Source organism: Flavobacterium succinicans LMG 10402 (genome assembly GCF_000611675.1).
In the GTDB taxonomy this organism is placed as follows: Bacteria; Bacteroidota; Bacteroidia; order Flavobacteriales; family Flavobacteriaceae; genus Flavobacterium; species Flavobacterium succinicans.
In genome coordinates, this window is record NZ_JATV01000006.1 from 295594 (window position 1) to 309449 (window position 13856).

Genomic DNA, 13856 nt, shown 5'->3' on the forward strand with positions numbered 1-13856 from the left:
GTGCTTTTAAGAAATAATTAATGCACAACTTTAAAACTAGGGCCTTTAATCTTTAAACAAAATAATTTATCTTTGCCAGATATGACACTCATCTCTACAGAAAACAATAAAAATCAAGAAATTGTAAAAAATGTTTTTACAATGTATCTCGAAAATAAAGGACATAGAAAAACACCTGAACGCTATGCTATCCTACAAGAAATTTACGATAGTGAAGAACATTTTGATATCGAAAATTTGTATATCAAGATGAAAAACAAAAACTATCGTGTGAGCAGGGCTACCTTATACAACACCATAGAGTTATTGTTAGATTGTGCATTAGTTCGAAAACATCAATTTGGACAAAATCAGGCGCATTACGAAAAATCATATTTCGACAAACAACACGATCACATCATCATGACCGATACTGGTGAAGTCATAGAGTTTTGTGATCCAAGAATTCAAACGATCAAAAAAACAATCGAAGAGATTTTTGATATCGAAATTACCAATCACTCACTGTATTTATACGGTAACAAAAAGAAAACAGAATAATTTTTTATAGACTAAAGAAGACTGGACAACTCAACCGTTGTCCAATTCTATTTATTTAACAACAAACAATACAGATAATGACCGTAGATTTATTATTAGGATTACAATGGGGAGATGAAGGAAAAGGGAAAATTGTAGACGTACTTACCTCTAATTATGATATCATTGCCCGTTTTCAAGGAGGACCAAATGCAGGACACACCTTGGAATTTGATGGTATCAAACATGTTTTAAGAACAATTCCTTCTGGTATTTTTCATAAAAACTCTATTAACATTATTGGTAATGGTGTAGTAATTGATCCTGTAGTATTTCAAAAAGAAATCGAAGGTTTACAAAAATTTGATTTAGACATCAAAAGCAAGCTAATCATTTCTAGAAAAGCGCATTTGATACTACCTACCCATCGTTTGCTTGATGCTGCTTCTGAAGCGGCCAAAGGAAAAGCAAAAATTGGTTCTACTTTAAAAGGAATTGGCCCAACATACATGGACAAAACAGGTAGAAACGGACTACGTGTTGGTGACATCGAATTAGAAGATTTTGCAGATCGTTACAGAGCTTTGGCTGACAAACACGAAGAAATGATCAAATTCTACGATGTAGCCATTCAATATAATTTAGCCGAAATGGAAGCTGAATTTTTTGAAGCTATTACTGAATTAAAAAAACTAGATTTTATTGATAGTGAAGAATATTTACACCAAGCTCAAAAAGCAGGAAAATCTATTTTGTGCGAAGGTGCTCAAGGTTCTTTATTAGATGTTGATTTTGGAACCTATCCATTTGTAACTTCATCTAATACTACAGCTGCTGGAGCTTGTACTGGTTTAGGTATTGCACCAAACAAAATCAAAGAAGTATACGGAATTTTCAAAGCGTATGTAACACGTGTAGGAAGTGGCCCTTTTCCAACAGAATTATTTGACGAAGTAGGTGCAACAATGGCCAAAATTGGAAATGAATTTGGATCGGTAACCGGAAGACAAAGACGTTGTGGTTGGTTGGATTTAGTAGCCTTGAAATATGCCGTTCAAGTAAACGGAGTAACCCAATTGATGATGATGAAAGGCGATGTGCTTTCTGGCTTTGAAACCTTAAAAGTATGTACCGCTTACCAATATAAAGGTCAAGAAATTGCTCATTTCCCATACAACATCGAACCAGAAAATGTAACGCCTATTTACCAAGAATTCAAAGGATGGGCACAAGATTTGACTGGAATGACTACTTATGAGGAATTACCAAAAGAATTGAAAGAATACATTGAATTTATAGAAAAAGAGGTTGAAGTGCCTATAAAAATAGTTTCTGTTGGACCAGACAGAAAGCAAACTATTTTAAAATAAAAACACCTAACGCTCTGAGATTTCAGAGCGTTTTTTTTGTCAACACAAAAACATCTAAAAGAAATGAACAATCCTAAATACCAAATCAAGAAAACTGAACTGCTATCAGATAACTGGTATGTTTTGAACAAAGTAACCGTTGCCTATCAAAAGAAAGACAAGACTTGGGATACTCAAAAACGAGAGGTGTATGATCGAGGTAATGGGGCTGTTATTTTATTATACAATACACACAAAGCAACGGTTATTTTAACCCGCCAATTTCGATTGCCTACTTACCTGAATGGTAATGCATCAGGCTTACTTATTGAGGCTTGCGCAGGAGTTTTAGATGATGAAAATCCAGAAGCTTGCATTATTCGCGAAATTGAGGAAGAAACTGGTTATCGCCTTTCTAGCGTAAAAAAAATATTCGAATCCTATATGTCTCCGGGAGCCGTTACAGAAATACTATATTTTTTTGTGGGAGAATATGATGCTTCCATGAAAGTAAGCGAGGGCGGCGGATTGGATCAGGAACATGAAGAAATTGAGGTGATTGAAATTCCATTTGATCAAGCGTATCTGATGATTGAAACTGGCGAAATTAAAGATGCCAAAACAATTATGCTCTTGCAATACGCCAAAATCAATTGCTTAATTCCCAACGCAACGAGATTAGCCAATGACTGTAGTCCAGAATAATCGTGAGCCCTTATTTTTATTTTATTTGAATTTCTATCCAAAAGTTAATTATTAGCAGTAATTAAATAAAAAACAAAGTGTTACTCGTTCAAACACATATACAACAACTATAACTCATGATAAAAAGGCTATGTTAAACTAAAATTAAGAATGTCGAAAACCATTATTTTAGACCGAAAATAGCTTATTTTTGATAGACTGATCTTTTGTTTTAGCTAAAATTAAATTATATCATGACGGATTTAAAAAATAAAAATGCCCTCATTACTGGGGCTGGAAAAGGAATAGGTAAAGCGATAGCGATAGCCTTGGCCAAAGAAGGTGTTAATGTAGTATTGATGGCCAGAACACAAACAGAGATAGATGAAGTTGCGAAAGAAATCAGCGCATTTGGCGTTAAATCCCTTGCATTGACGGCTGATGTCGCGGATATGCATTCGGTTAATTTGGCTGTTGAAAAAGCGTTAAGCACGTTTAAAACTATCGATATTTTGATTAATAATGCTGGAATTGCTGCTTTTGGCAAATTTTTAGAATTAGAACCCTCAGAATGGGAGCGTATTATTCAAGTGAATTTGATGGGCGTGTATTACGTGACCCGTGCTATTTTGCCCAACATGATCGAAAGACAAACGGGTGATATTATCAACATTTCATCTACAGCAGGGTTAAACGGTAATGCGTTGACCAGTGCATACAGTGCCTCAAAATTTGGGCTTTTAGGCTTGACCGATTCATTGATGCAAGAAATGCGCAAGCACAATATTAGAGTGAGCGCTTTGACACCAAGTACTGTGGCGACAGACATGGCCAAAGAACTGAACCTTACTGACGGTAATCCAGATAAAGTAATGCAAGCTGAAGACATTGCCGAATTGTTGGTGGCACAACTTCAATTAAACCGTCGTGTTTTTATCAAAAACAGCAGTATCTGGTCCACTAATCCTTAAAATTATTAGCGATGAAAAAACATATAGGACAATTAATTTCAATTGAATTTGAAGATTTAAAAGAAATTTTTACTGGCTTTTTAATCGATTATTCCGAAGAATGGATTTTATTACGTAAAAATCCTGTTGATTTTATTCTGGATGGGTTTATACTTCTTAAACACAAAAAAGTAAAAACCATACACCGAGATGAAGAACATGAATTTACCGAAAAAGTAATCCGATTAAAAGGGGAGAAAACTACGACTGACAAAATCATTCCAATTCAAGATTTAGCCTCGATTGTCGCTTTTTTGGATGAAAATTATGGTGTTTTTCAGATTGCCAAAAAATCAACACGCTCCGCATATTTAGGAAAACTCATTGCCCTTAGCAAAGACGAACTGATCCTTGATTTCTTGGACACCCAAGGAGAATTTGGTGGTGAATTGAGTTTTAAACCTGAAAAGATAAGAACTATAGAATTTGACACCGACTATATTAATTCTATCCAGTTAGTGATTCCTGATGAAGAAAATTAAAACCATAAAGCAGAAAAGCCCTTTGAAACAAGGGCTTTTCTATTTTAATTGAAATAAATTATAGTACGAACAGTTAGTTAATAAACTCCATTCGAACACTTCCGTCTTCGTCAATTCGAGTCAATTGAATTTCGTGTAACGTATTCACCAATGCAGGATCCCAAGGTGTTTTTACTTTTACATAGTTTTCGGTAAAACCGTGAATGTATCCCTCTTTATTCTCACTTTCGAATAAAACAGTTCGGCTAGTACCCAATTGACTTTCATAAAACGCACGACGTTTTTTTACCGATAGCCCTCGCAACATTTTACTTCGCTTCGCCCGAACGTTATTGGGAACTACACCATCCATAGCAATAGCTTCAGTATTGTCTCGCTCAGAATAGGTAAAAACGTGTAAATAAGAAATATCTAAATCATTCAAAAAATGATAGGTTTCTAGGAAGTGCTCATCGGTTTCTCCCGGAAATCCAACGATAACGTCCACACCAATACAAGCGTGTGGCATTACTTGACGAATATTGGCTACTCTATCGGTATATACTTCACGAAGGTAACGACGTTTCATTAACTTTAAAATATCGTTACTCCCGGATTGCAAAGGAATATGAAAATGAGGAACAAAGGTTCGGCTTTTGGAAACAAAATCAATCGTTTCGTTTTTCAACAAATTGGGTTCGATAGACGAAATACGAAGACGTTCAATTCCCTCCACTTCGTCAAGTGCTTTTACCAAATCAAGGAAGGTGTGTTCGTGTTTTTTGTTCCCAAACTCTCCTTTTCCGTAATCGCCAATATTTACACCTGTCAGCACTATTTCTTTAATCCCTTGTTGTGAAATTTCGGAAGCATTTTTTAATACATTTTCTAAAGCATCACTTCTAGAAATTCCTCTCGCAAGCGGAATGGTACAATAGGTACATTTGTAATCGCAACCGTCTTGCACTTTAAGAAAAGCACGCGTTCTATCACCAATTGAATAACTGCCTACATAAAAATCGGCTTCGGCAATTTCGCACGAATGCACTTGACCAAAATCGTTTTTGGACAAATCGTTGATGTAATCGTTTAGTTTGAATTTTTCTGTGGCACCCAGAACCAAATCTACGCCATCCACATCGGCGAGTTCTTCAGGCTTTAATTGTGCATAACAACCAACGGCGGCCACGAAAGCTTTGTCGTTCAGCTTCATCGCTTTGCGCACGACTTGCTTGAATTGTTTGTCTGCATTTTCTGTAACCGAGCAAGTATTTATCACATACATATCGGCTACTTCTTCAAAATCCACTCTTTCAAAGCCTTCTTCTTGAAGATTTCTCGCTATGGTTGACGTTTCTGAAAAGTTCAATTTACAACCCAGCGTATAGAAGGCCACACGTTTTTTATTTTCCATAAGATAGCTCAATTAATGAAATCGTTGTCAAAAAATTGAGGGTGCAAATTTACATATAAATTCTAAGAATTAAAAATGAAGCAGTTAGATAATTTAAACACTAAAGCCTAAAAAAACCGCTTATTTTCATTTATTGCAATGAAAATAAGCGGTTTTTTTAAATCTTAATAAAAGAGAAGCCTTTATCCTAACCTAAAATAAAGCGTTCGATAACCTCAGCCACGCCATGATCATTATTTGAAGCTACAATAACATCTCCAAAACCTCTCAGTTCGGGAGTTACATTGTCTACCCAAACGCCTAATCCCGCATATTGAATCATGGTCAAATCGTTTCCTGCATTGCCTACTGCAATAATTTCGCTTTGTTCAATACCTAATCTTTTGGCTAAAAATTGAATACTTGCTGCTTTATCGATGCCATTAGGTGCAACTTCCAAAAAGAAAGGTTTCGACATTGACACACTTAAATCTGGCATTGCTTGTTTCAAATCGCTTTCTACCATTTTCAAATAAGAAGGGTCTTCAAGTAAAATACATTTTACTGCATTAGAAGTCACAGCCGCTTTAAAATCAGGGACCAGTTCATGCGGCATACCCGTTATGCTTCGTTCAACCTCAATAAATTCAGAGTGGGTTTCGCTTACAATCGTATTATTAATATACGTAATGATATGCGTTTTCGCCTTCAGACTATAATCATGTAGTTCGTGAATTTGCTCCTTGGTCAGCGATTGTTCAAAAATTACCGTATCGTCTTTTAAATCGGTAACTACGGCACCATTAAAGGAAATCATATAATTATTCTGCAAATCATTCGCAAAATGTGTCATCGCTGGTGTTGGCCTTCCTGATGCCAAAACCACTTCAACACCCTTTTCTTGTGCCATAGCAATCATGGCTCGATTCTCTTTAGAAATGGTATGATCGTCTGTCAACAACGTGTCATCCATATCTAAAACTAACATTTTGTATTTCATAACTTATGGAAACAATTTAAATACTCATTCTAAAATCCTCGATAACTGGATTCGCCTTCGCAAAATCTGTTTCTTGAATAAAAATTTCAATGGCCAAATCCGAACCACCAAATCCACCCAAACGAGCCGATTGAATATTGTCTTTTTTTACGGTTTCGATTCCCGCTGTTTCTAATTTTTCTTGTAAGGCTAGTGCTAATATTTCACTGCCTGAAAACACTTTCATTAATCCCATACTGTTTTATGTTTGTTGTTGAGGGTTGGTGGTTAACTGTTTGTGGTTTATGGTTTGTTGTTAGTAGTTTGTTGTTAGTAGTTTGTTGTTGAGGGGTTGTTGTTGAGTTCAAATTTAAGCGCAAAGGTTCTATTCCAATGTCATTAAGTTAAGAGATTTTAGATTGTAGAGTAACGATTCTTGATTTTAGATTTTGGAGCAAGTGAGTGAAAATTATATAATTTTCAGCATCTTATACATCAGCTATCAAAAATTGTTACTCAAAAATCAGTAATCAAATTATTGATTATTCCTTAACTTAATGACATTGGGTTCTATTCTGAGGTCTGCTTTCTTAAATCTCACGTCTAAAATCTATTCTGTATCTTCTTCCTCCTCTTCCTCTTCTTCATCGAAATCAAACTCAAAAGGTTCGATTAGCATTTTCTCTGCCAACAAATCAATTCGCTCCGTAATTTGTTCCGCAAAAATGATACGTTGCGTTTTGGCAATACTGTTTGAAATACGCATAATTTTGGTTTCGTGACGTAATTTCAACATAGGATCAGTGTCATCAATGATAAACATTTTTAAACGATTGACATTGTATCCTGCAGAGGAAAACATTTCACTCAAACGGTTAGGCGTGCCAATCAGAACATCAATTCCAGTTGATATATAATTTTTGTCATAATCCATATCGCCTTTATCGTGTACACCATACACCTCTAACTTGGTGTATCGATTGTATTTATCAAAAAGCTCTTCCATTGCCAACACTTTGGCTTTGTCTTCAACTACAATCAAAGCTCTTGGAGATTCTTCATTGGCGCCCGCCAAACGCTGAATTACATTGATAACAATAGTCGTTGTTTTTCCGCTTGCTTTTGGTGCAATAATCAAACAATCTGCTCCACTTTTTAGCGTAGAAAAAGTCTCTTGCTGCATAGCATTGGCTTCTACTAAACCATTTTCTATCAATGCTTTTTGAAGATTCTCGTTTATTTTTTTTAGTTTCATTTTTAAAGTTATTAGGCAAAAGGCAATAGCCAAAAGCTAAATTTAATAAAATAGGACGCGTATTTCTTAATCCTTTTGGCTAACGGCTTTTGCCTTTTGCCTGATGGCTATTTACTAGCAAACAATTTTACATCCGTTTCAGATATTTCGCTTCCCCCCAGAATAATCAAGCGTTCCACTACATTGCGTAACTCTCGTATGTTTCCTGTCCAATCGTATTCTTGAAGCAAGCTAATGGCTGCTTCCGAGAATTTTTTCACAGCATTGCCTTGTTCCGAAGCAATTTTCTCTGCAAAATGTGTAACCAACATCGGAATATCGGTGCGACGTTCATTCAACGCAGGAACTTTGATTAAAATAACCGCCAAACGGTGGTACAAATCTTCTCTAAAACGACCTTCGGCAATCTCTTGTTTCAAGTCTTTGTTGGTTGCAGCTACCACACGAACATCGACTTTAATGTCTTTATCGGCTCCCACTCTCGTAATCATACTTTCTTGCAACGCACGCAACACTTTGGCTTGAGCCGAAAGACTCATATCACCAATCTCGTCCAAGAAAATTGTCCCTTTATCTGCTGCTTCAAACTTTCCTGCACGGTCTTTTACTGCTGATGTAAAGGCGCCTTTGACGTGTCCAAACAACTCACTTTCTATCAATTCTGACGGAATAGCGGCACAGTTCACTTCGATTAAAGGGAAACTTGCGCGTTCGCTTTTCTCGTGCAATTGATGGGCTACTAATTCTTTTCCCGTTCCGTTAGGTCCTGTGATTAACACCCTAGCTTCGGTAGGAGCTACTTTATCAATCATCATTTTGATATGATTAATGGCTTCGCTCTCGCCAATCATTTCGTAGTTTTTGCTGACTTTTTTCTTTAGAATTTTATTCTCAACTACTAATTTTTTTCGGTCCAAGGCATTGCGAACCGTATTCAACAATCGATTCAAATCAGGTGGTTTTGAGATATAATCAAAAGCTCCCAAACGCATCGTATTGATGGCCGTTTCCATATCGCCGTGTCCTGAAATCATCACCATTGGAATTTCAGGTTTGATTTTTTTGACAGCTTCCAACACTTCAACTCCGTCTAATTTTGGCATTTTGATATCGCAAAGCACCAAATCATAATCGGTATTTTTTATTTTCTCTAAACCTACAGCACCGTCTTCAGCTTCGTCTACTTGATACGAATCATTTTCTTCTGAAAGGATTTTTACCAAAACCCTACGAATCGCTGCTTCGTCTTCTATAATTAATATTTTACTCATTCTTAACAATTTTCAAATTTTAAAAATTCCAAATTCCAATAGTTGGATTTTGGGATTTACTTTTTGGAATTTAATACTTCAACCACTTATACAATTCTTTCCAACTTGGTTTTTTACCGTACATCAAAATACCCACGCGATAAATTTTGGAAGCAAACCAAACTACCAATAAAAACGTTCCGAATAAAAGTACTATCGAAAGCAAAATTTGCCACAAAGGTACGCCAAAAGGAATACGCATTAGCATCACGATTGGCGATGTCAAAGGCACAATCGAGAAAATGGTGGCTACCGTGCCGTGAGGGTCATTGATTACCGTAAAAAACCCGATGTAAACACCCAAAATTAAAGGCATAATAATCGGTAGCAAAAACTGTTGTGAATCGGTTTCGTTGTCAACCGCAGCACCGATGGCAGCATAAAAGGAACTGTACAAAAAGTACCCTCCAATGAAATAAATCACAAAACAAGTCAGCAAAGTCCCAATCGGAAGATTCCATAATTCAGCTATATACAATTGCGCCGTATTGGCTAATTCATGCTGAGCAGCTTGCATCACTGCAGGAGGCACTTTGGCAGTTGGACCTAAATCGACACCAAAAAACAAAGAAGCACCAAATAACAATCCTAAACCTATAATCGCCCAAATTAAAAACTGAAGAATACCTGCCAATGAAGTTCCAATGATTTTACCCATCATCAACTGAAAAGGTTTTACCGAAGAAATAATGATTTCGATGATACGATTGGTTTTTTCTTCGATTACGCTACGCATCACCATATTGCCATAAATCACAATAAACATCATGATCAAATACCCAAAAGCACCACCAATGGCAATTTTAATTTCATTCAATCCTTTCAAACTTTCCTCGCCTGAGGCTTTACTCAAACTGATGTTGATATTGGACTGCGCTTTATGTATCGCCACAGTATCCAATTTTGCGGCTTGAAAATTGAGTTGGGTGATTTTTTGATCTAATACTTTTTGGACTCCTTCGATAAAAAGAATGCTAGGACTATCATTTGAGATGTATTGAATTTTCTTCTCCAAATCGGCAATTGACGTGGTTTTTGGAATGGCTAGCAAACCGTCAAAACGTTCAGAGGTTATACTGTCTTTGAGTGCTTTCACTTCCAAAACTGACAAATCCAAATACTGGAATTCGCTATCTTTTTTGTTTTTGGCCATAAAATCGGCAACAAACAAACCTGTTTCGTCGTGAATCGCAATCTGTTTAGTATCAGCCTTCATGGACGCCAAATAGCTAACAAAAGCGGCAATTCCAACAAACAAAAGTGGACTCAAAAAAGTCATCACTATAAAGGATTTGTTGCGCACCTTGGCGATAAATTCTCTTTTTATAATCAACGAAATCATACTCATATAGTTAGTTTTATAGGTCTTACTATCAATCGTGTGGTTTTAAAATTAAAATTTTTATTTCTTTGAACCATTAAGTAATTAAGTTTCATTAAGCAATCGCAACCTTAATCTTCTTAATCTCTTAATGGTAAAAAAACTTTTTCCTTACCCACACAATTCATGGTAATACTTGTTTAAAAATTTAAAACTTAAATTCCAATACTTTTGATATTTGGAATTTTAAAATTTCAAAAGATTATTTTTCAGTTACAGTTTTAATAAAGATATCGTTCACACTTGGAATTTTTTCCACAAAATGCGTCACTTGACCACGTTGCGTAAGGACTTGCAACAACTCGTTGGGTGTACCTGTACCTAGCTGAATTTCTAATTTCAATTCTTGATTCAAAGACTTGAAATTGGCTGGGCCCACGGTAAATTTTTGCGTCAAATCATACATTAAGCCTTCGACATTATCCGTCAAAATACCCACTTCAAAACTATTAGAGCGGTATTGGCGTTTTACTTCTTCCAATTTTCCTTCTATGAGTTTATTCGATTTATGAATCAAAGCGATATGGTCACACAATTCCTCTACACTTTCCATTCTATGGGTTGAGAAAATAATGGTCGTACCTTTTTCCTTTAATCCTAAAATCTCATCTTTGATAATATTAGCATTCACAGGGTCAAAACCTGAAAACGGCTCATCAAAAATCAACAATTTGGGTTGGTGCAACACACACACCACAAACTGAATCTTTTGTGCCATTCCTTTTGACAACTCCTCGATTTTCTTATTCCACCAGCCTTTGATGTCTAATTTCTCAAACCAATAGTCCAACTGAATTTTAGCTTCTTTTTTAGAAAGCCCTTTCAGTTGCGCCAAATACAAACACTGCTCGCCTACTTTCATCGATTTGTACAAACCTCTCTCTTCGGGAAGATACCCGATGTGTTGAATGTGATGGGGTTGCAGTTTTTCACCATCCAAAAGCACTTCACCACTATCGGGCAACGTAATCTGATTGATGATACGAATTAAAGAGGTTTTTCCGGCACCATTAGGTCCTAATAAACCATAAATACTGCCTTTGGGTATCGAAAGCGAAACGGAATTAAGCGCCACATAATCGCCATATTGTTTCACTACATTTTTTACCTCGAGAATACTACTCATAGCTTGATTTTTAGAATTGCAAAAATAGGTAATTAGTAGTCAACAACGCCCAATTGTTACAGAAAATGCCGCTTTTTACAGCAATAAAACTAGACGAACTTCAACTCTAAACTTGAAGTCGTTTCCTGTTTTTTGGGAGCAGCACGAATCGATATTTCAAGCACGAGTCGTCCCGCTTTCCGTTGCAATCTTTGCTGCCGAACCCCGGCATCAAAGGATTTCCACTACAATCGGGGCTAAAAAGTACATTTTACTATTTCAATTACCTTTTTAATACCAACCAGATTTGAACCGCAAATTCGCGAATTATCACAACTGTAAACACTTTCAAAATTTGCGAATCTGCGATAATCAAAAAATATACTTTAAAAAAATAATTTGCGAATTTGCGGTAATCCAATTTTAAAAAACTAAACGACAAAAAAATCCCCGTGCTACAAAAACACAGGGATTAGTATAAAATAAGATTAAAAAAATTAAGAAAACATATCTTTAACTTTCTCAAAGAATGATTTGTCTGATTTTTCAGGATGCGGGGTGAAATTATCGTCGTTCAACGCATTTTCAAAGAATTGTTTTTGTTCTTTGGTCAATGTTTTTGGTGTCCAAACATTCACGTGAACTAATAAATCGCCACTTCCGTAACCATTGATACTTGGAATTCCTTTTCCTTTCAAACGCAATATTTTTCCAGATTGAATCCCTTCTTCTAATTTGATACGCACTTTGCCATTCACCGCTTCGATATCTTTAGAAATACCCAAAACCGCTTCCGCAAAACTGATGTACAAATCGTAGTGTAAATTCTCTCCTTCACGTTTCAAGAACTCGTGCTCTAACTCTTCAATCGCTACAATCAAATCACCAGGAATACTATTTCCAGGAGCATCATTTCCTTTTCCAGAAACTTTCAATTGCATACCGTCAACTACACCTGCTGGAATTTTGATAGAAACTGTTTCGTCTTCTAAAATCATTCCTTGCGCATCAGCATTGTTTGGTTTTTTATCCAAAATTTGACCAGAACCTCCACAAGACGGACAAGTTGACGCCGATTGCATGCGACCCAAAATAGTATTGGTCACACGCATCACTTGACCTTGACCGTTACAAGTAGAACAGGTTTTATAGGAAACGCCAGGCGCTTGCACCTTACGTTTTACTTTTACTTTTTTCTCAACACCATTGGCAATTTCTTCCAATGTCAATTTGACTTTAATTCGCATGTTGCTTCCTTTGGCACGACGAGGACCTCCGCCTCCGCCTCCGAAACCACCAAAGCCACCTCCGAAAATATCTCCGAATTGACTAAAAATATCATCCATATTCATACCGCCATGACCACCGCCATAACCTCCAGCTCCATCAAAAGCTTGGTGACCGTATTGATCGTATTTGGCTTTCTTTTGCGGATCGCTTAATACTTCATACGCTTCGGCAGCCAATTTGAATTGCTCCTCGGCTGCAGGATTGTCAGGATTTTTGTCAGGGTGAAATTCTATGGCCTTTTTTCGGTAAGCCTTTTTGATTTCAGCCTCCGAAGCACTTTTAGATACGCCTAATATTTCGTAAAAATCTTTTTTCATTTTTAAATTGTGCTATTATATTCAGCTACAAATGTGCTAACTTGAATGTTGATTTATTGTCCTATAACCACTTTTGGAAAACGAATAATTTTATCGCCTAATTTGTATCCTTTTTCCAACACATCCACAATTTTTCCTTTTAAATCGTCAGATGGTGCTGGGATTTGAGTAATTGCCTCAGCAAAATCAGCGTTAAAAGCGTCACCTGCATTTACATCCACTACTTCTAATCCTTTGGTCACCAAAGTTCCTTTCAACTTCTCGTGAATCAACTCTACCCCTTTAGTCAATAACTCATCTTCTGACTTATTGATTTCTACCATAGCACGATCAAAATCGTCCAAAACAGGCAACAAAGCCAATAAAACTTCTTGATTGGCTGTTTTGAATAACTCAATACGCTCCTTTGTAGTACGTCTTTTGTAGTTTTCAAACTCAGCGAACAAGCGCAAAAATTTATCTTTTTCTTTGGCTAAATCTTGTGCCAATTGTTCCTCAACACTTAATTCTTCAATGATAAGTTGCTCTCCATTTGCATTATTCTCTAACGTTGCGTCATCTATTTCTTGATCGAACTCTGTATTTTCAGTAGTCATATTGCTTTTATTTTTAAAAAAATTTTTAAACATCCTTTTTTGATTCTTTTCAACTATTCTCAAAAGTATTGCCAAAATGCCAAAAATGCCAAATTGTCATAACAACAACTAGATAATAAACATCAGAAAAAACACCTATTGCATTCATTTTTACACACTTATTATAAATTTAATATATTTTTAAGAGTATCTTGAAATAGTTTGCCT

At 36.2% G+C, this 13856-nt stretch carries 14 protein-coding genes; 5 read left to right on the top strand and 9 right to left on the bottom strand.

Annotated features, from left to right (window positions below; translation table 11 throughout):
• Nucleotides 1–81: 81 nt before the first annotated feature.
• The 5 genes from AO58_RS0107840 to AO58_RS0107860 all read left to right on the top strand — a co-directional run bounded on the left by AO58_RS0107840 (nucleotide 82) and on the right by AO58_RS0107860 (nucleotide 4044).
• Nucleotides 82–540 (top strand): Fur family transcriptional regulator, encoded by a 459-nt coding sequence (locus AO58_RS0107840; protein ID WP_024981183.1) that lies wholly within the window; start codon nucleotides 82–84, stop codon nucleotides 538–540.
• Nucleotides 541–617: 77 nt separating this feature from the next.
• Nucleotides 618–1889, top strand: a complete 1272-nt coding sequence (locus AO58_RS0107845) for an adenylosuccinate synthase (RefSeq protein WP_024981184.1) — start codon at nucleotides 618–620, stop codon at nucleotides 1887–1889.
• A gap of 63 nt (nucleotides 1890–1952) precedes the next feature.
• On the top strand, nucleotides 1953–2573 hold the full coding sequence (gene nudK, locus AO58_RS0107850; protein WP_024981185.1) for a GDP-mannose pyrophosphatase NudK: 621 nt from the start codon (nucleotides 1953–1955) through the stop codon (nucleotides 2571–2573).
• A 233-nt stretch (nucleotides 2574–2806) separates the two neighbouring features.
• A complete protein-coding gene (locus AO58_RS0107855; RefSeq protein ID WP_024981186.1) occupies nucleotides 2807–3523 on the top strand; it encodes a 3-ketoacyl-ACP reductase in 717 nt (238 codons plus the stop codon).
• Between the two features lie 11 nt (nucleotides 3524–3534).
• Nucleotides 3535–4044 carry a hypothetical protein gene (locus tag AO58_RS0107860; protein ID WP_024981187.1) on the top strand — a complete coding sequence of 170 codons (510 nt, stop codon included), beginning with the start codon at nucleotides 3535–3537 and terminating at the stop codon, nucleotides 4042–4044.
• Between the two features lie 73 nt (nucleotides 4045–4117).
• Here the strand turns inward: AO58_RS0107860 and mtaB are convergent, their stop codons facing one another.
• The 9 genes from mtaB to AO58_RS0107910 form a co-directional block, all read right to left on the bottom strand.
• Nucleotides 4118–5437 (bottom strand): tRNA (N(6)-L-threonylcarbamoyladenosine(37)-C(2))-methylthiotransferase MtaB, encoded by a 1320-nt coding sequence (gene mtaB / locus AO58_RS17055; protein WP_035717458.1) that lies wholly within the window; start codon nucleotides 5435–5437, stop codon nucleotides 4118–4120.
• Between the two features lie 187 nt (nucleotides 5438–5624).
• Nucleotides 5625–6416 (bottom strand): Cof-type HAD-IIB family hydrolase, encoded by a 792-nt coding sequence (locus AO58_RS0107870; protein ID WP_024981188.1) that lies wholly within the window; start codon nucleotides 6414–6416, stop codon nucleotides 5625–5627.
• Nucleotides 6417–6432: 16 nt separating this feature from the next.
• Nucleotides 6433–6651 (bottom strand): putative signal transducing protein, encoded by a 219-nt coding sequence (locus AO58_RS0107875; RefSeq protein WP_024981189.1) that lies wholly within the window; start codon nucleotides 6649–6651, stop codon nucleotides 6433–6435.
• 354 nt (nucleotides 6652–7005) lie between these two features.
• Nucleotides 7006–7650, bottom strand: coding sequence for a DEAD/DEAH box helicase (locus tag AO58_RS0107880; RefSeq protein ID WP_024981190.1), 645 nt, complete (start codon nucleotides 7648–7650; stop codon nucleotides 7006–7008).
• A 107-nt stretch (nucleotides 7651–7757) separates the two neighbouring features.
• Complete coding sequence (locus tag AO58_RS0107885) at nucleotides 7758–8921, bottom strand: sigma-54-dependent transcriptional regulator (protein ID WP_024981191.1); 1164 nt, start codon at nucleotides 8919–8921, stop codon at nucleotides 7758–7760.
• A gap of 70 nt (nucleotides 8922–8991) precedes the next feature.
• Nucleotides 8992–10308, bottom strand: coding sequence for an ABC transporter permease (locus AO58_RS0107890; RefSeq protein ID WP_024981192.1), 1317 nt, complete (start codon nucleotides 10306–10308; stop codon nucleotides 8992–8994).
• Nucleotides 10309–10543: 235 nt separating this feature from the next.
• Nucleotides 10544–11467: an ABC transporter ATP-binding protein gene (locus tag AO58_RS0107895; RefSeq protein WP_024981193.1), complete on the bottom strand. Its 924-nt coding sequence runs from the start codon at nucleotides 11465–11467 to the stop codon at nucleotides 10544–10546.
• A 476-nt stretch (nucleotides 11468–11943) separates the two neighbouring features.
• Nucleotides 11944–13053, bottom strand: coding sequence for a molecular chaperone DnaJ (gene dnaJ, locus AO58_RS0107905; protein WP_024981194.1), 1110 nt, complete (start codon nucleotides 13051–13053; stop codon nucleotides 11944–11946).
• 53 nt (nucleotides 13054–13106) lie between these two features.
• Nucleotides 13107–13682, bottom strand: a complete 576-nt coding sequence (locus tag AO58_RS0107910; protein WP_024981195.1) for a nucleotide exchange factor GrpE — start codon at nucleotides 13680–13682, stop codon at nucleotides 13107–13109.
• Nucleotides 13683–13856 lie beyond the last annotated feature (174 nt).